Source organism: Marinifilum fragile JCM 15579 (assembly GCF_001310955.1).
In the GTDB taxonomy this organism is placed as follows: domain Bacteria; phylum Bacteroidota; class Bacteroidia; order Bacteroidales; family Marinifilaceae; genus Marinifilum; species Marinifilum fragile.
Map to the genome: position 1 here is coordinate 1 of NZ_BAZX01000046.1, position 17304 is coordinate 17304.

The window sequence follows — 17304 nt, forward strand, 5'->3', positions numbered from 1 at the left end:
GGGTATGTAAATAGACTTAAGGGATAGTGGAAATTGAGTTAAGAGGGTATGTAAATCGACTTAAGGGATAGTGGAAATTGAGTTAAGGGGGTATGTAAATCGACTTAAGAGGTAGTGGAAATTGAGTTAAGGAGGTATGGAAATCGACTTAAGAGCTAATGGAAGTAATTAATAATAAACAAATAACAATTGGTGATGCCCGATGTTGGGCTCGCTTAAAAAAAAGGAGAGCATTATGAATAACAATGAAAAAGCAACTTTTGAGCAATTGATCAGACTCATTGCATTCAAAAATGAAAATGAAGAAGAATTGAAGTTGGTTCCGCTTTTGTGGGCAATGTTGGAAGATGCTGTGGCATATCACACAGATATCGCATTGAAAGTACAGGAGGAGGAGAAAACCAGCAAGGTATTAACCCAGAACAAGGAGGATATCTTTGACGATTTAATTGCTGATGCGGCCAATATAGAAGGCATGTTGAGCAGTTATGGAAATTACAAGAAATTTGTTCCTTTTCAGAAAATTGAAGACTGTAAAAAATCTGATTTGACTAAAGCTCGTGATGAGAAAGTGATTTCCAGTGTGGAAAAAATGATTACGGTAATGAAGGATGCTCCAGCCGAAAGGGCCGAGGCGGGAATTACCGATGAGCGCCTGATTGCTTTGGAAGCAAAGCATGCCGCGGCATTGGATATTTTGTTTGGCCCTGAAGAATTTAGGTTGCGACAGAAGGATCTAAACAAAGAGATTGATTCAGAACTGAAGGCATTTAAGCGTTTATTATGCGATTCTATTAAGCCAAATATGCGTTCGAATTTTGCCGATACCAATCCTGACTTGTACAATGCCTTCCGAAATGCCATACACACCGATGCCTTGCCAAAGAAGACCAAGGTGATTACAGGCAACTTTAAAAATGAAAAAGGCGAACCTGTAAGCGATGTGTGGATACAGTTGGATGAGGAGAAACCCATAAAGAAAGGTGGCAAAAAAGGCCAGTTCTATTTCTACAATGTAGCAGCTGGACAGCACAGCCTTGTGTTTACCAAAGAATCCTACAAACAGGAGAAAAGGGTGTTCATGCTCGAAGCTGACCATTGCATGCATTTCGACATTACCTTCATACTGGAAGAAGTGCAGGTGGAAAGTGAAACGGAAGCTTGAATTATTCAATTCTAATCTCTCTGAAAGCCCCTGTAAATGGGGCTTTTTTTATATGTACAACTGTAATTGAATAATAGATTTTAAAAGGTTAAATAAATTTAGATTGATTCTAAGGGAAATAAGCTAGAATATGTAAATAATATTTGAGGGAATAGTTTTAAATTTAATGGGATGATTGAGAAGCACAATAATATATCAAAAAAATAGGAAGGTGCACAACACCGCATATAGGTCTGTATTGTGCACCTTTTTGATGTGAGATAAGAAAAATAAGTGTACCAGTGCACTTATTAATGAGTTATGGGTCATAAAAAACAGCATACAACTAACCTGATTAGATAATATGAAAGACATTGACAACGAATTACAACAAAAGATTTTTGAAGATGAAATTTATCAGTTTCAAAGGGTTTTTCAACCATCACCTCAAGATATTCCGATAATTGACTTGTATGACAATTTTGCTTCTGGAAAAATTGACCACGAACCAGAATATCAAAGAAAATTTGTTTGGACTCCGGCGAAGCAGTCATATTTCATTGAAAGTTTAATTTTCGGAATTGATACTCCAATCATATATTTTGTAGAAGTTGAGAAAGAAGTAAATGGGTATAAAAGAATTGTCCGAGAAGCTATTGATGGGAGACAGCGATTAAGTACTATTTTTAAGTTTTACGACAATCAATTAAAAATTCAAGACCTTAAAAAGAGTTCTCCCCTTTTCGAACAACTAAATGGAAATACTTATAAAGAATTAGGAGAAAAACTTCAAAACGTTTTTAAGCAATATAATGTAAGGACTGTAACATTTAAACTTGTCGATAGGAATACGGATATTGACACACAGCTTAAGTTTAAATATCAATTATTTCACAGATATAATTCGGGGCTAACTGCATTAAATCAACAAGAAGTTAGAAATTGTCAATACTCACAAGATGATTTTCATCAAATGTTTAGAGAAATTTCAAAATCGGAAATATTCTTGAAGGTTTGTCCATTCTTTATTGAAGAACAACGTATGGCGGATGACGAATTTGTTACATTGTTATACCTTCTTACCCTTTTCGATGACTCTTTGGATAATTATGCTAAAAAAAGTAAAAACCCATTTATAAATACAAATTTTGAAAGAATTCAATCAAGTATTTACAACCTAGAAACAAATGGAGATGAAATTGTTTTGTCAGAAGAAGATGAAGAAAAATCTGATGATGTTGAAATTAATTCAGAAGAATTGAGTAAAAGTTTTATCAAAAAGACAAAAGGTTCAATTCTAGATAATCTCGAAAAAGTTTATTTGGTTTATGGTGATTATTTCAAAGGAAATAGACAGGAAAGATACCTAATTGAAACATTATATTATCATCTTTCAAAAGATAAAAGGATATCTAAGCAATTTCTCACTAATTCCTCAAAATCTTTAGGTAAATACATAAACACAGCACTCTTAGAAGTTGCACAAAAACCATATCCAGAAAACAAAGATTTTAATCTACTTGACTGCTACAAAGAAAAGGTTGCACATACGGCAAGAGTTAGGTATCGTTTTAGTGAGATGGAAAAAATTATTAACTCATTCTTCAATCAACTAAACTAAGATGGAAAGTACTGAAACTTTAGATTTGACAATGTTCAAACTTAAACAAGGAACATCATCAGATACAAGTGTAAAAACACTCGCAAGATACTATCAAGATGGTATTATTAATCTTAGACCAAGTTACCAGCGGAATGAAGTCATAAACCGAAAAAAAGCTAGTGGTTTAATTGAAAGTGCCATTCTTGGCATCCCACTACCTCCGTTATATTTATTCAAAGATAACGATGGTAAACTAGAAGTAATAGATGGTCAACAACGCCTAATAACATTTTTGGGATTTCTTGGTCGATTGACTGATATGAAAACCAAATTGAATGGTTTTAGCCTAACTGGCTTGACAATACTTAAAAACTTAAATGGTAAGAGCTTTGAGAACGACCATTTCAAATTCTCACTAAATGAAAAGATATTAGATTTTACAATCAAGACATTTACTTTTGAGGAAGAAAAAGGGTTTGAACCTACTCTCAAATATGAAATATTTGAACGTTTAAACAAGAATCCATTTCCTATTAAACCAAATAGTTTTGAACTATGGAATTGCATATATCTAAGTGATTTTACCAGGATGATTAAGGAAATAGCTAAAACCGATGATTTTAACTATGGAATTTCTCGTCGTTCACCAGATAGTCTAGACCTTAGAATGGACAATGAAAATGACATTCTCCGTTATATGACTTTGTTAGGGAATTATGACAAATTGAAGGATAGAAATGACCTTCCAAAGTCAATGATGCTTCTAGAGGTTGAAAGCCATTTTCTACATAAGACACCACTTTCAGATATTGATTTAATCAAAAAAGATTTTCTAAAGATTCTACGGAAAACAAGATTGTTATTTGGTACAAGCAATGTGATTGGCCAATTAGTAAATGATAAAGCTCTTAGGAAAACCGTTTATCCAAACCTAACTTTAATGGATGTGCTACTAGTCACAATCTCAGATGAAGATGAGAAGTTCATTATGAAATATCGAGATGAACTGTTGAAGATAATAACAGACTTTTTTAAGGAAGAAGATAATCGAGCAATTATTCAAAACTCAAAAAGAGGTAACGCTCGCATTACAAATCCATATTCTGACAGAGTTGAATACTTAAAATCAAAAACATTTGATATTATTCGAGAAAGGTATGGGGTACAAAAAAGTAAAAGAATTAATATTCGTGACTTATCTTTAGTTGATAAACTAATGGAGAAACAAAACGGGATTTGTCCATATTGTAAGAATCAAATAAAACCAAATGACAAGTATGAGATCGACCATATTCAATCTGTAGATGATTTTGGTTCAAATGACGAATTGAACCTTGCATTGTTGCACGAAATATGTAATCGTGAAAAATCAAATAAGAAGATAATAATGGAATAGCCCCATAACATTTTGTATAAGTAATGGCAGAGATAGTGCAAAAAACAGGGTTTTAAACCCGCTCAAACAGCGCATCGGATTACAGTATATCACCGTAATCTGCCACTACTCATACAATTTACCGTTAACCACGAGCATTATAGCATTTAATGAATAACCTAAAGCCTACATCTAAGGTTCATAAAGAATGTAGAATTGATGAGCATATCAAAGCAAACTTTAATCATGATTGGGAATCATCCTGTTGATTTTATAATCTTTTAGCAACTATATAAATAGTAAAAAACTTAAAGTATTCATAGAGAAAGCCTTCGGATAATTACTGAAGGCTTTCTTTATGACTTTTGTCATGTTTATCATAGTTTAAAAGGAGTCTAAATACAAATTACGCATGTTTTTCGACATTTTATGTTGAACGTATTGAAAAATTATTATGAGCATCAGATTTCCAGAGGCCTTTTGTTTGTTGATGTTGGGGAGATGTGGATTTCTTAAGTTAAGCTTTATTATTGTTTGTTTTGGTAATAGATTGACTGTTAAGGTTTTTTAAATAAATAGAGAAAAAATTCTTTAATTTTTATATATTCATAGTGTTATGCCATTTATACTAAGAAGTTGGTGGTGGTATAATGCCGATATATTAAAGAATGGCTTTTAGGAGTTGGTGAACTAAAAGCCAAAGTCATTAAATAATCGGTATAACTCTATTAATATTAACCCTAAAACCTACAGTGTATGGATTTTCAAGAAAAATTAGTGCATGATTTAGTTGCCAAGTATGGTACTGATCGCGAAAATTTGCTTCCAATTCTTCAGGGAGTGATTGATCAGGAAAGATACCTATCGGAAGAGGCAATTTTGAAGATTGCCAAAGAGATGAGCATACCTGCTGCTGATGTTTACGGAACGGCTACCTTCTATTCCTTCCTCGACACAGAACCTAGAGGCAAGTATGTAATTCGAGTATGCAAAACAATTACTTGTGCGATGAAAGGCAAAAACCAAATCATCCAGGCAATTGAGAGCTTCTTAAAGATTAAGGTTGGTGAAACTACGATCGATAAAAAGTTTACCATTCTTCAGACCAACTGTTTGGGATGGTGTCATAAGGCCCCTGCCATGCTGGTAAACGACGATGTTTATACAGAGTTGACGCCAGATTCAGTGGTGGATATTTTAAGAGAATATCGCGAAGAAAACTAAGCTATAGATAAAGCAAAACTAACAATCTAAATACCCTTTGGTATGACAACAACTAAAAAACAACTTCATAGAATCGACCTTATCTTTAAAAATGAGCAAGATTGTAAAGAGATTCTTAGAAATGCATTGGCAAGGTCCAATCAGGAAGTAATCAATGAGATGGTGAATTCCGGTCTCAAGGGTAGAGGGGGAGCAGGATTTCCAACCGGATTGAAATGGAAATTGACTGCTGAGCAAAAAGTGGATGAAAAATTTGTGATTTGTAATGCCGACGAAGGCGAACCTGGAACTTTTAAGGACAGGGAAATATTAACCCGAGTGCCTCATAAAGTTCTATCCGGTATGGCGGTTTGCGCTAAAATTATTGGTGCAAGAAAAGGCTACATTTATTTAAGAGGAGAATACAAATTCTTGGTTCCAAATCTGAAAAAGGAATTGAGAAGATTTCACGATATATTAGACGAATTGGGATTGGATTTCCGTGTTGAAATTTTCATGGGAAGTGGAGCATACATCTGTGGTGAGGAGAGTGCTCTGTTTGAATCGATGGAAGGAAAGCGCGGGGAACCAAGGAATAAGCCTCCTTTCCCAACCGAAATTGGTTATTTGAACAAACCAACGGTAATCAATAATGTAGAGACATTGGCACATTCCTATACCATTTTAAAATATGGTGCGAAGAAATTCCGCGAACTGGGTGTAAAAGATTCTCGCGGATCGAAGGTATTTTCGGTTTCGGGTGATACGCCAATTCCAGGCATTTATGAATTGGAGCTGGGGATGTCAGTTCAGGATTTCGTTGACGATTTTGGTGATGGTGACACCAAGGCCGTTCAGGTGGGTGGAGCCTCAGGTTTCCTTGTTCCACGTAAACGATTTGGAAAGACTTCAATTGGTTATCAAGGAAAATTAACGGGTATTTCCTTGCCAACAGGAGGATCGATGATGATCTTCAACTCTTCTCGTTCCATGTACAATGTATTGAACAACTATCTGGATTTCTTCGAGGAGGAATCATGCGGACAATGTACTCCATGCAGAGTGGGCTGTCAGCAACTATTGAAAGGCATTAAAGCCGTAAAGCGCGGCGAGAAGCCAGCCTCTTATTTGGATAAATTGCTTAAGCTTACCGATACGATGAAGTTGACGGCTAAATGTGGTTTGGGCCAATCTGTGGCCAATTCATTCTCTTCTATTGTAGAAAATTTCCGTGAGGAAATGATTTACTAAGAAAGAGCTAATTCCAATTTATTTTAAACCATTAAAAAGAAATTTGATATGTCAAACATGGTAAATTTAACAATCAATGGAATAGCTGTAAGTGTAGAAGAGGGAAAAACCATTCTCGAAGCAGCTGAAAAACTCCATATCAAAATACCAACTTTATGCTATCACAAAGACCTTTGCGTTGCAGGTAATTGTCGTGTTTGTGTGGTGGAACAGGTTGGAAATAATAAACTTGTAGCTTCATGTGCCATGCCTGTTTCAGAAGGTATGGAAATCAACACCAATACTTTAAAAGTTCGCAATTGTCGCAAACACATCATCGAATTGTTGCTTACCGAGCACAACGAGGAATGTACCAAGTGTTATCGCAACGGACATTGTGAATTGCAGGAATTGGCGGCTGAATACCAGATTACCAACCAGGATTTTATCGATTTGGTTCCGGATAAGAGCTATACGGTTGACAGAATCTCTCCTGCCATTGAAAAGGATGATTCGAAATGTATTCGTTGTCAGCGCTGTGTTCGTACCTGTGCCGAAATTCAGAGTGTTGGTGCCATTGCTGTAGCTCATAAAGGTTCTGAGATGAAGATCTCAACTGTATTTGATCGTGCATTGGATGAGGTGGTTTGTACCAACTGTGGTCAGTGTATCGTACATTGTCCTACGGGTGCTTTAACCGAAAAATCCTATGTAGAGAAAGTTTGGGATGCCATTGCTGATCCAGAAACTCATGTCGTGGTGCAAACGGCTCCTGCTGTACGTATCGGTTTGGGTGAGGAACTAGGCTTTGATCCGGGTACTCGCGTTACGGGTAAGATGGTCTCTGCTCTTCGTCGTTTGGGCTTCGATTCAGTTTTGGATACTGATTTTACAGCCGACCTAACCATTATGGAGGAAGGAACGGAGTTGTTGACCCGACTGAAGCGCGCATTGGTTGAAGATGATCCAGATGTTGCATTGCCTATGGCAACTTCTTGTTCGCCAGGATGGGTGAAGTATATCGAGCACAAATATCCGGAATATCTTCCTAACCTGTCGACCTGTAAATCGCCTCAGCAAATGTTTGGAGCTTTGGCAAAGACCTACTATGCAAAGAAGATTAAAGTAGATCCTCAAAATATTGTTTCTGTTTCGATCATGCCTTGTACGGCGAAGAAATATGAGGCCAATCGTCCAGAAATGAAGGATAGTGGCTACAAGGATGTTGATTTTGTATTGACTACCCGAGAACTTGCTGTGATGATTCGTCAAGCAGGTATTGAGTTTGAAAAACTAAACGATGAATCCTTTGATTCCATGATGGGAACAGGTTCTGGTGCTGCAGTCATATTCGGTGCAACAGGAGGTGTAATGGAAGCGGCTCTTCGTACAGCTTATGAAATCGTAACCGGACGTGAGGTACCATTTGAGAATCTTGAAATTCTTCCTGTTCGGGGTCTGAATGGAGTGAAGGAGGTGAGTATTAAAATTGAAGGAACGCTTGATGATTGGAAGTTCCTTGAAGGTGTTGAACTGAAGTGCGCAATTACCAATGGTCTTGAAAACGCACATCAATTAATGGATAACATCAAGAATGGAGATCGATTCTATCACTTCATAGAAATTATGGCATGTCCTGGTGGTTGCCTGGGAGGTGGCGGACAACCTTATCCGGTAGATAATGACGTTCGTTTAAAGAGAATGCAAGCGATTTATAATGAGGATAGTGATCTTGCAATCAGAAAGTCACACGAAAATCCTGAAATTGTTCAGATTTATAAGGATTTCCTGGAAGAACCTTTAAGCCATAAATCTCATAAATTACTTCACACCACATATGTGAAGCGTGAACAGTACTAGTAGTTGTTAATTTTGTGTAAAAAGGAAAGATCCGGTTGAGGCCGGATCTTTTGTTTTGTATGTTTTCTATTCAAACATACATGTTGATGCTTTCACCTTAGGCTATTCTTTATACAAAATTATAGGTTTATTTTATATCCATTAAAGGAATTACGGTTCAAAGTGAATGTTTCCCTTTTAAGGGAAACATTCATCATTGCAACATGGTGATTTATTTAAAACGGAGTAATCTGCATTTTGATGCTCTCACTTCAAGTGAGGGTATCAATCATTTCAAATGCCAATGCCTGTATAAAACAAATGAGAGCATCACTTGGAGTGATGCTCTCAGAACCCAATGGGAATTTTTTATATAAATTCGATATTAGAATTGATTGATCGTTTTTCTGATTGCAACCAATTTGGTTAGCAAGTCTTCCAAATAATCAAGCTGTAACATGTTTGCACCATCCGATTTTGCATTTGCAGGATCAGGATGAGTTTCGATGAAGATACCATCAACACCAACTGCGATACCAGCTTTGGCAACTGTTTCGATTAATTCAGGACGTCCACCGGTTACACCGCCAGCTTGATTAGGTTGTTGTAACGAGTGAGTAATATCCAATACCACAGGACAGTTGTTTTCTTGCATTACTGGAATTCCTCTGTAATCTACAATCATATCCTGGTATCCAAACATGTTTCCTCTATCGGTAAGTATCACTTGATCGTTACCAGATTCACGAACTTTGTTTACCGCAAACTTCATGGATTCTGCAGCCAAAAATTGTCCTTTTTTGATGTTGACAACTTTACCTGTTTTTGCAGCAGCGACCAAAAGATCAGTTTGACGACAAAGGAATGCTGGAATTTGCAATACATCTACATATTCTGCAGCTATGGCAGCTTCTTCCGGATTGTGGATGTCTGTAACGGTTGGAACTCCGAAAGTATCGCTTACTTTCTTAAGGATTTTTAGTGCTTTTTCGTCACCAATGCCCGCAAAGGAATCCAATCTTGAACGGTTGGCTTTGCGGTATGATCCTTTAAAGATGTATGGAATTTCAAGTTTGTTGGTAATTTCAACAATTCTTTCGGCAATTCTCATGGCAATTTCTTCGCCCTCAATTGCACAAGGACCAGCTAAAAGAAAGAAGTTACCACTATCGGTATGTTTAATATTTGGAATATTTTCAATCATGATTTTCGGTTTTATTCATGGCAAAAGTAAACAATTTTAGAATCGATTCTTCCACCAATTTTTTAATCTCTCCCAAATTTTTGCTTCTTGAGCATTTTGCTGTGGGATATACAAGCGTTGATTTTTAATTTCTTTTGGTAAATAATCTTGTTCTACAAAGTTGCCCGGATAATCGTGCGAGTATTTGTAGTTCTTGCCGTAATCCAAATTCTTCATCAATTTGGTAGGAGCATTTCTCAAATGCAGCGGCACAGCCAAATTTCCAGTTTCCCTCACCAATGCTTGCGCCTTGCCTATGGCAAGATAGGAAGCATTACTTTTGGGTGATGTAGCAAGGTAAATGGCAGTTTCCGACAAAATAATTCTGGATTCGGGCATTCCAACCAGGTTAACGGACTGAAAGCATGCATTGGCAAGCAGTAAAGCATTGGGATTGGCCAACCCAATATCTTCGCTGGATGAAATTACCAGTCGACGTGCGATAAATTTTGGATCTTCACCGCCTTCCAGCATTCGGGCCAACCAATATACAGCAGCATCCGGATCGCTCCCCCTGATGGATTTGATCATTGCTGAAGCTATATCGTAATGCTGCTCACCATCTTTGTCATACATCGATGGATTCTCCTGTAGCTCCTTGGTCACCAACTCATTTGTGATGATGATTTCATCGCTGGTTTGTGAGTTGATTACCAGCTCAAGGATATTTAGGAGCTTTCTTGCATCACCACCTGAAAACTTCAGAAGAGCATCCTTTTCCTTGATGTTGATATTCCTTTCCTTTAGATAGCTGTCATTCTGAATGGCATGATCGATCAGGTGCTCCAATTCTTCTTTTTCTTGTGCTTTAAGCACATAAACCTGGCATCTTGAAAGAAGTGGAGAAATGACCTCAAATGAAGGATTTTCAGTAGTAGCACCAATTAAAGTCACGGTTCCATTCTCAACAGCTCCTAACAATGAATCTTGCTGAGATTTGCTAAATCGGTGAATCTCATCGATAAATAGAATAGGGTTTGGAGCAGAGAAAAACCTTTGACTTTCGGCTTTGGCAATTACTTCTCGAACATCCTTAACACCAGAGTTAACTGCCGATAAAGTATAAAACGGACGATTCAGCTGATTTGCAATGATTTTTGCCAGAGTTGTTTTACCAACTCCAGGAGGTCCCCACAAAATGAACGAGGAAATGTTTCCTGATTCTATCATTTTGCGCAGTACGGCTTTTTCGCCAACCAAATGTTTTTGTCCAAGATAATTGCTTAAATCTTTGGGACGCAGGCGTTCAGCTAAAGGTTGATTTGGTGTCATTTATTTAATCATTCCATCCTGATATCAGGACAATTTTTTAATCTTGTTTATTACAATATCGCTTGATCACATTATATGCATCAATTAATCCAAGCTCACCAGCCTTACTCAAATCTTCGTATGCCAATGTTTTATCATTTAAAAACAGATAAATTAGCCCACGATTGTAATATGCTTCTTTAAAGTTAGGATCCAATTGTAGAGCCCAGTCATAATCGGCAATGGCTTTCTTGAATTGTTTTGACTTGGCATAGGCATTAGCCCTGTTGAAAATTGCAAAACCAAAGGATGGATCCAATTGAATGACTCTGGTGTAATCTTTAATTGCACTGGAGTAATCAACAATCACCTCGTTTTTATCCTTTTTATCATCAGGTCTTAAGCTTACTACAGATTCATTTCCTGTTCCAATAGATTGTATGTAGTCCGTCATGGCTACCAATGCGTTGGCGCGATTGAAATATGCAAAAATTTGGTTTTTGTCTTTCTCAATGGCCTTGTTAAAATCATCAATGGCATTGTTGTATTTCTTATCCATTAACTGATAGGTTCCCCTATGAAAATAACCTCTGGCCGGATTGGATTGAATTTGTTTCTGAGCAATGGAGATCTGTTCTTCAACCAATGACTTTGGATATCTTCTTTTGTGATTGGAAATGGTAAAGGCAGGATTGTAATTTTGTTGCTGGTTGTACTTCATGATCGTTTGATCGTAATATTGAATCTTTCCAGCACGCAAACTATCCATGCTTAAGTGTGTAATGTGAAAGTTATCTTCCAATTCAATGCTTACACGTTTATCCTGTACGCGTCCTTTAATTATCTCTTCGGTAAATGATTCTCTCGAATTCAAATCAATTAAACGCTGAAAGTTTTCGGTTGTATCGACAAATGCAGACATTTTGCCATTGTTTTTCATTTTCTTGTACCTGTCAATAATCTGTAAAGCTTGATATCTATCTTTCATAGCGCCTTTCTCATCATTTAAATCGCGCTTTACGGATGCCCTTGCCAAATAGGCTTTTGCAAAATCAGGATAGATTCTAATGGCAGTGCTAAAATCTGCCATTGCACCATACAAGTCTCCAATGTCGGTTTTAACAAATCCTCTGTTGAAATAAATTAACATGTTGTCGGGATTCATCTCCAATACATTGTTGAAATCTTCAATTGCTGAGTTGTAGTCTCCAATCTCGGATTTTAACAAGGCTCTGTTGTAGTAACAGTGAGCATTGTTTGGATCAATTTCAAGCACTTTGTTGTAGTCATCCATGGTTCCCTTTAAATCTTTTAAGCGGTAATTCGCGAAAGCTCTTGCCATAAGAACCCTCGTATTTTCCGGTTCAAGTTTTAAAGCTCGATTGTAATCTTTTATGGCTTCGTCGTAGTCTTCTTTTTTAAATTTTAGGTAACCTCTGTTCCCGAATGCATCGGCCGAGAAGTTATTTAGTTGAATGGCTTTGTTGCAATCCTTTATGGCACCATCAATGTCATCCAGGTTTTCGCGTGCGATGGATCGATTTAAATAAACGCCCAATATTTCCGGATCAATTTGGATTGCTTTGGAATAATTTTCTTCTGCACTTTTGTATTGTTTTAAGGATAGCAAGCTATTACCCTTGCTAAAATAGATATCTGCCATATTGGGTTTTAGCAACATGGCCTTATCGAAATCCATGATCGCATCCTGGAATCGTTTAAGTGCATTTTTTGCAATTCCCCTGTACAGAAAAGCAAAAGTGTAATTGGGGTTCAGTTCAATGGCTTTGGTATAATCAACAATTGCCCCGTTGTAATCCTCAAGATGAGATTTTGCCAATCCTCGAAAGAAATAGGGCTCAGGCAAATATGGTTTTACCCGGATAATATCATTGAATTTGTTGATTGCCTCGGTGTAATCATCAAAATAAATAGCACTTCTGCCTTTATCGAAAATATTGTTGGTGTTTAATTGTGCCTTTAAGACTATAGGACAGGATGATATAATAAGAGCGATTATTAGCTGAACAAATCTATTGCGCATTGTATTCTTTTTTGGTGAGCTTGAGTAATGAATTACAAATTTATAAAATTAAAGAAATCTTCTTTTAAATAATCACTCTATATAACAAGAACCGAGCCAATTCATTTTTATATGTTCTTAAAATATCTTAAATTATAAAGAGATAAACTAACTAATTTGGAGGTGGATATGGACAATATTTTGTTAAAATACATGGAAAAAAGGTTTGAATCCAAAATTATCGATCCTAAAAAGGAAATGTTTTGTGAAGGACCTGTTGTTACCATCTCTCGTGAGTGCGGATGCACAGCAATCAATATTGCAAATAGCTTGGCTGCAAGGCTAAGTGTAAAAACCGGAAAGAGATGGACTGTTTTGACCAAGGAAATTCTTGAGCGATCGGCAAAAGAATTAAACTTGGATCCCGCTAAAATTGAATATGTTTTTAATTCTATGGAAAAATCAACTTGGGATGAGATTCTGGCAGCTCTGTCGAGTAAGTATTATCAAAGTGATAGAAAAATTAAAAAGACAATTGCAGAAGTGGTAAGGTCGTTTGCATGCAAAGGAAACTGTATTATTATTGGTAGAGGAGGCGTGGTATTGACCAATGATATAGAAAGATCATTTCATGTAAAATTGCATGCACCATTGGAATGGAGAGCTTCTCAACTGCAGAAAATTTATAGGTTAAGCATGGAAGAGATGCATAAGTATGCCGAAGAAATTGATAAGAAAAGAGAAATTTTGAGAAATTACTTTAACAAAGAGCCATTGTCAGCAACTGTTTTTGATGTAATATACAATTCAAAAACTTTACGAGATGAGGATATTGTAAATTCCTGTATAGACCTGATGGAGAAAAAAGGAGTGTTGGGCAAGCAAATTGTGATGGGTTAAATTAACTCACAATATTATTATATCTAGCAATAAAATGAGAGTACTGTTTACGCATACTCTCATTTTTTTATAGGGAATATCAGAAAAATAACGGATTTATCTAAAACATGTGTTAAACTGACAATAGTTCTTGTTTAAGGATTTGCTTTTGCTAATTTTGCAAGCGTTTGAATACATTATAACAAAATACATAAATGTTCATTGTCAATTGATCAGTAGTATGATAGGGGATTAATTGATGTTGGAATCTAATTCCAAATGAACACTAAATTATTAACAAATGAAACTAAAATTCTTAAGCGTTGGACTTTTAGCAGCAGGATTGGCATTTTCGGCTTCTGCTGGTGTGAAAAAAGAAGAGAAGAAAAAAGAAGCTTATCAGTTTTCTGATATCAAAAGATTACCTGCAACATCTGTAAAAGATCAGCACAGATCGGGAACATGTTGGTCATTCTCAGGATTGTCATTTATCGAATCAGAAATGATTAGAATGGGTAAACCAGAAGTGGATTTGTCTGAAATGTTCGTGGTATACAACTGTTATTCAGATAAAGCGAAAAGACATGTTAGAATGCATGGTAATTTCAACTTTGGTGGCGGTGGAGCATTCCATGATGTGACTTATGTGTTGAAAAACTATGGTATTGTTCCTGAAGGAGTTTACGAAGGATTAAACTATGGTGAAGAAGGACATACTCATGGTGAATTGGATGCTGTTTTGAATGATTACGTTAGTGCTGTAATCAAGAACAAGAATAAAAAATTGACTCCGGTTTGGCACAAAGGTTTCGATGGCATTCTAGATTCTTATTTAGGAGAGAAGCCAGAGAAATTTGAGTACGAAGGAAAAGAATATACTCCAAAGTCATTTGCTAAGGATTTTGTTGGTGTTAATGCTGATGATTATATCGAAATTTCATCATACACGCATCACCCATTCTATGAAAAATTCATTATCGAAGTTCCAGACAACTGGTTGTGGGATGAAGTTTACAACGTGCCATTGAATGAAATGATGGAGATCATGGAGAAAGCAATTATGGATGGTTATACCATTGGTTGGGCTTCTGATGTAAGTGAAAAAGGTTTCATGTACAGAAAGGGTATTGCTATTGTTCCTGAAACTGAAACTAAAAACATGACAGATTCTGAAATTTCAAAATGGGAATCTCTTTCAAAAACTGAGAAAGCTGCTAAATTAAGTGGTGATGCAGGTCCGGTTAAAGAGAAAGAAATTACTCAGGAAATGCGTCAGCTTGCATTCGATAACTACACAACTACTGATGATCACGGTATGCACATTGTAGGTATTGCAAAAGATCAAAAAGACAACAAATACTTTATTGTGAAGAACTCATGGGCTGATGATAGCAACAAGTACAATGGATACTTTTATGCATCATTCCCATTTGTAGCATACAAAACCATGTCTTTCATGATTCACAAAGATGCATTGTCGAAAGAAATGAAAAAGAAATTGGGATTGTAATCCTATCATAACAAAAAAATAACCCGGCTTTGAGTCGGGTTTTTTTGTGCCTATTCGGTTTGTTAAAGTAGTGAATGTTATATTTTATGACATTAATAATTTTAAATTAATGACTAATGTTAAAAAAACTATTAAATTAGTGTCTCTAAAAATTGAAAATAATTTAACTATGAAGAAATTAATCTTATCTGCAGTGATCTGTTTATTCAGTTCTGCATTATTCGCACAATTGTCGTCTCCTGTAAATTTAGGTTTTCATACAGGTTTGGTAAGTACTAAAATTGATTCTGAAATTCCTGATGCTACAACAATAAAGGACAAGGCAGATAACGGAATGATGCTTGGTGCTTTTTTGAGAATTAATTTAAATAAATGGTATGTACAGCCTGAATTAAATTATGTTTCTCGAAAAAGTGAACTAGTTGTTGACGGTATTGGTTTTGATATTAAGAGAAAAAGTTTGGATATACCAATGCTTTTAGGGTATAAACTTGTAAAACTTCCGGCTTTTAAATTAAGAACATTTGCAGGGCCAGTTGCTTCTTTTAAAATCGACGATAGCTTTAAATCTACTTTAATGGAAGTTGATGAGGATTTTGAAGGTGCAGTTTGGAACGCTAAAGTAGGAGCTGGTGTTGATGTTTGGAAACTTACTCTGGATCTAGATTATGAGTTTGGATTAAGCGATGTTTCATCAGAGTTCCTAAAGAAGAATAAAATGTTTAATGTAACATTAGGATTTAAATTGTTCTAATCAGTTCATATAAAGTATTGAAACTGCTGAAATTATCAGCAGTTTTTTTTGTCTTTATTTTTTAGATTTTATTTATTTGAATGATAAATAGATTAATTTGTAGTCGACTAAATTACGACCTAAAATGATGTTACCTTCTGATACCAAAATTTCATTGTTAAAGAAATTAGATTTTCTGGCCGATCAGGATGAGAAAGTCTTTACTTACCTTTCTGAAATTGTCGAAACGAAGAATGTTCCTGCAGGAGAATGCATTTTTACCATAGGAGATCCAGGAGGAGCAGTATATGTAATCGCCAAAGGATGTGTACAAATTCATGATGAGGATCACATATTTATTGAATTAAACGCGGAAAGAAGTTTTGGAGAGTACGCATTAATTGATACAGATACTCGTTCGGCTTCGGCTAAAGCTAAGGTCGATACTGTTTTATTGCAATGTACACAGACGAACCTGAAAGAAGTTGAACTTAAATTCAATATTAAAATTATTGATACAGTTCTGATTCCTTTGCAGAATATAAGAAAGCGCATGATGGTGAAGGATCAGTTGGAGGAAGAATTGACTCGCCAAAAAGTGATGATTGAAAAGCAAAGAAAGGAGCTGGAAAGATTAAATGCAACTAAAGATAAATTCTTTTCCATTATTGCCCATGATTTAAAAAACCCTTTTGCATCATTAATTGGTGCTTCGGATTTTCTGGTAAATAGTTCAGAAGAACTTAGCAAAGAGCAACTTCATAATTTTCATGAAATCATTAATCAATCGGCCAGAAGGGGTTACAAATTGTTGGAAAACCTTTTGGAATGGGCCCGAATGCAAACTGGTAATATCAAATTTAAACCTAAACAGGTTGATTTATGGAATTTGGTAAATGAAGTGGTCAATTTATTAACCGGAAGTGCAGAGCACAAAGAAATTAGTTTATCAGCAGAGATTGATGAAAACCTTATGGCTTTTGTTGATGAAAACATGATTGATACGGTAGTGCGAAATTTGGTGAGCAATGCTATTAAATTTACTCCTCGGGGGGGCGTGATTAAAGTTAGCTCGCAGGTTGTAGGTCAATTTATCGAAATAACAGTAGCTGATAATGGAATAGGAATTACACCAGAAAACATTAGCAAATTGTTTAAGATAGACGAGAAAGTAACTCAAAATGGAACGGAAAATGAAACAGGAACCGGTTTGGGGTTAATCCTTTGTAAAGAGTTTGTTGAAAGACATGGTGGAGAGATGAGAGTTGAAA

13 protein-coding genes are annotated in these 17304 nt (G+C 36.0%); 10 read left to right on the top strand and 3 right to left on the bottom strand.

Annotation, left to right across the window (positions count from 1 at the left end):
- Positions 1-235 precede the first annotated feature (235 nt).
- From JCM15579_RS19080 to JCM15579_RS19105, 6 genes are all read left to right on the top strand, one after another.
- The gene (locus tag JCM15579_RS19080) at positions 236-1165 is read left to right on the top strand and encodes a hypothetical protein (protein ID WP_157471561.1); all 930 of its coding nucleotides are present in this window, start codon (positions 236-238) and stop codon (positions 1163-1165) included.
- A gap of 343 nt (positions 1166-1508) precedes the next feature.
- A complete protein-coding gene (locus tag JCM15579_RS19085; RefSeq protein WP_054722779.1) occupies positions 1509-2765 on the top strand; it encodes a DUF262 domain-containing protein in 1257 nt (418 codons plus the stop codon).
- A 1-nt stretch (position 2766) separates the two neighbouring features.
- A complete protein-coding gene (locus tag JCM15579_RS19090) occupies positions 2767-4143 on the top strand; it encodes an HNH endonuclease family protein (RefSeq protein WP_054722781.1) in 1377 nt (458 codons plus the stop codon).
- Positions 4144-4878: 735 nt separating this feature from the next.
- Positions 4879-5346 (top strand): NADH-quinone oxidoreductase subunit NuoE, encoded by a 468-nt coding sequence (gene nuoE / locus JCM15579_RS19095; protein ID WP_054722783.1) that lies wholly within the window; start codon positions 4879-4881, stop codon positions 5344-5346.
- Positions 5347-5388: 42 nt separating this feature from the next.
- On the top strand, positions 5389-6576 hold the full coding sequence (locus JCM15579_RS19100) for an NADH-ubiquinone oxidoreductase-F iron-sulfur binding region domain-containing protein (RefSeq protein ID WP_054722785.1): 1188 nt from the start codon (positions 5389-5391) through the stop codon (positions 6574-6576).
- A gap of 57 nt (positions 6577-6633) precedes the next feature.
- Positions 6634-8415, top strand: a complete 1782-nt coding sequence (locus JCM15579_RS19105; RefSeq protein ID WP_305067113.1) for an NADH-dependent [FeFe] hydrogenase, group A6 — start codon at positions 6634-6636, stop codon at positions 8413-8415.
- Positions 8416-8779: 364 nt separating this feature from the next.
- Here JCM15579_RS19105 and kdsA read toward each other — a convergent pair whose 3' ends face one another.
- The 3 genes from kdsA to JCM15579_RS19120 are packed head-to-tail and all read right to left on the bottom strand — an operon-like array spanning position 8780 to position 12932.
- Positions 8780-9598: a 3-deoxy-8-phosphooctulonate synthase gene (kdsA, locus tag JCM15579_RS19110; RefSeq protein ID WP_054722789.1), complete on the bottom strand. Its 819-nt coding sequence runs from the start codon at positions 9596-9598 to the stop codon at positions 8780-8782.
- 36 nt (positions 9599-9634) lie between these two features.
- Entirely contained in the window at positions 9635-10909 is a 1275-nt protein-coding gene (locus JCM15579_RS19115; RefSeq protein ID WP_054722791.1) for a replication-associated recombination protein A, read from the bottom strand.
- Between the two features lie 37 nt (positions 10910-10946).
- Positions 10947-12932 carry a tetratricopeptide repeat protein gene (locus JCM15579_RS19120; protein ID WP_083464776.1) on the bottom strand — a complete coding sequence of 662 codons (1986 nt, stop codon included), beginning with the start codon at positions 12930-12932 and terminating at the stop codon, positions 10947-10949.
- 168 nt (positions 12933-13100) lie between these two features.
- On the opposite strand from JCM15579_RS19120, the gene JCM15579_RS19125 reads away from it, so the two are divergent.
- The 4 genes from JCM15579_RS19125 to JCM15579_RS19140 all read left to right on the top strand — a co-directional run.
- Positions 13101-13811 carry a cytidylate kinase-like family protein gene (locus tag JCM15579_RS19125; protein WP_157471563.1) on the top strand — a complete coding sequence of 237 codons (711 nt, stop codon included), beginning with the start codon at positions 13101-13103 and terminating at the stop codon, positions 13809-13811.
- Positions 13812-14091: 280 nt separating this feature from the next.
- Entirely contained in the window at positions 14092-15300 is a 1209-nt protein-coding gene (locus JCM15579_RS19130) for a C1 family peptidase (RefSeq protein ID WP_054722795.1), read from the top strand.
- A 169-nt stretch (positions 15301-15469) separates the two neighbouring features.
- A complete protein-coding gene (locus JCM15579_RS19135; protein ID WP_172677476.1) occupies positions 15470-16054 on the top strand; it encodes a porin family protein in 585 nt (194 codons plus the stop codon).
- 124 nt (positions 16055-16178) lie between these two features.
- Positions 16179-17304 (top strand): ATP-binding protein (locus JCM15579_RS19140; RefSeq protein ID WP_157471565.1); only part of this gene is annotated, 1126 nt, incomplete at its 3' end.

Bases quoted from the DNA above. Each gene is read 5' to 3' on its own strand.
- JCM15579_RS19080 (WP_157471561.1), top strand. From the start codon at position 236: ATGAATAACAATGAAAAAGCAACTTTTGAGCAATTGATCAGACTCATT.
- JCM15579_RS19085 (WP_054722779.1), top strand. From the start codon at position 1,509: ATGAAAGACATTGACAACGAATTACAACAAAAGATTTTTGAAGATGAA.
- JCM15579_RS19090 (WP_054722781.1), top strand. From the start codon at position 2,767: ATGGAAAGTACTGAAACTTTAGATTTGACAATGTTCAAACTTAAACAA.
- nuoE (WP_054722783.1), top strand. From the start codon at position 4,879: ATGGATTTTCAAGAAAAATTAGTGCATGATTTAGTTGCCAAGTATGGT.
- JCM15579_RS19100 (WP_054722785.1), top strand. From the start codon at position 5,389: ATGACAACAACTAAAAAACAACTTCATAGAATCGACCTTATCTTTAAA.
- JCM15579_RS19105 (WP_305067113.1), top strand. From the start codon at position 6,634: ATGGTAAATTTAACAATCAATGGAATAGCTGTAAGTGTAGAAGAGGGA.
- kdsA (WP_054722789.1), bottom strand. From the start codon at position 9,598: ATGATTGAAAATATTCCAAATATTAAACATACCGATAGTGGTAACTTC.
- JCM15579_RS19115 (WP_054722791.1), bottom strand. From the start codon at position 10,909: ATGACACCAAATCAACCTTTAGCTGAACGCCTGCGTCCCAAAGATTTA.
- JCM15579_RS19120 (WP_083464776.1), bottom strand. From the start codon at position 12,932: ATGCGCAATAGATTTGTTCAGCTAATAATCGCTCTTATTATATCATCC.
- JCM15579_RS19125 (WP_157471563.1), top strand. From the start codon at position 13,101: ATGGACAATATTTTGTTAAAATACATGGAAAAAAGGTTTGAATCCAAA.
- JCM15579_RS19130 (WP_054722795.1), top strand. From the start codon at position 14,092: ATGAAACTAAAATTCTTAAGCGTTGGACTTTTAGCAGCAGGATTGGCA.
- JCM15579_RS19135 (WP_172677476.1), top strand. From the start codon at position 15,470: ATGAAGAAATTAATCTTATCTGCAGTGATCTGTTTATTCAGTTCTGCA.